At 42.8% G+C, this 938-nt stretch carries 2 protein-coding genes; both read left to right on the plus strand.

All coding sequences use genetic code 11. The features are described from left to right. The coding region (locus tag G5B43_RS19190; RefSeq protein ID WP_165296413.1) for a transposase at nucleotides 1-327 on the plus strand (327 nt) is incomplete at its 5' end. Nucleotides 328-347: 20 nt separating this feature from the next. Then, a partial coding sequence (locus tag G5B43_RS19195) for a DDE-type integrase/transposase/recombinase (RefSeq protein ID WP_165296414.1) occupies nucleotides 348-938 on the plus strand: 591 nt, incomplete at its 3' end.

The raw sequence follows: 938 nt of genomic DNA on the forward strand, positions 1-938 counted from the left end.
GAATCATTTGTAAAAGACATTCGAAAAAATACGCGCAGGATCTTTACAGCCGAACAGAAGATTTTGATCGTTATGGAGGGTCTTAGAGCCGAGACCTCTGTGGCAGAATTATGCAGAAAGCACAGCATCGCCCAGTCCCAGTTCTACGCTTGGAACAAAGAGTTTATGGAAGCTGGCAAAAAACGTCTCAATGGAGATGTTGTACGTGAAGCTACCAGCGATGAAGTTTCAGATTTAAAGAAAGAAAATGCCCGGTTGAAAGAGATGGTAGCCGATCTGGTATTGCGTTACGATATTATAAAAAAAAGTTTGGACATGCTGGATTAATCCATAAATATCGGAAATATATGAGATTATCAGCAGGTGAGAAATACGAAATCATTCAGACCGTTACCACGAGTGAAATCGGTGTGAAACGCACCTTAGCAAGCTTCGGGATCGCTAGAAGTACATTCTATAGATGGTATCAGAAGTATCTTGAAAACGGTTATGATGGCTTGAAACAAGGCCGTAGAACTTATAAAAGACAATGGAACAGCATTCCCGAAGACCAAAAAGACCTAGTGGTTGAAGTAGCTCTGGAACACTCCGAATTATCCTCCCGGGAACTGGCGTACAAGATCACCGATGAACAGGGTGTTTTTATCTCAGAATCCAGCGTTTACCGGATTCTGAAGCAAAGAAATCTGATCCCGGCGCCGAATCATTTCCTTCTTTCAGCAGCAAATGAGTTTAAAGACAAGACGGAGTTTGTGCACCAAATGTGGCAGACCGACTTCACGTATTTCAAGATTGTCGGTTGGGGATGGTATTACCTGAGCACGGTTTTGGATGATTACAGCCGCTACATCATCCACTGGGAGCTATGCGATTCAATGAATGCAGAAGATGTGAAAAGGACGGTAAATACAGCCATTGAGAAAGCAAGGTTAAAATCG

This window comes from Sphingobacterium sp. SGR-19, from assembly GCF_011043555.1.
GTDB lineage: Bacteria > Bacteroidota > Bacteroidia > Sphingobacteriales > Sphingobacteriaceae > Sphingobacterium.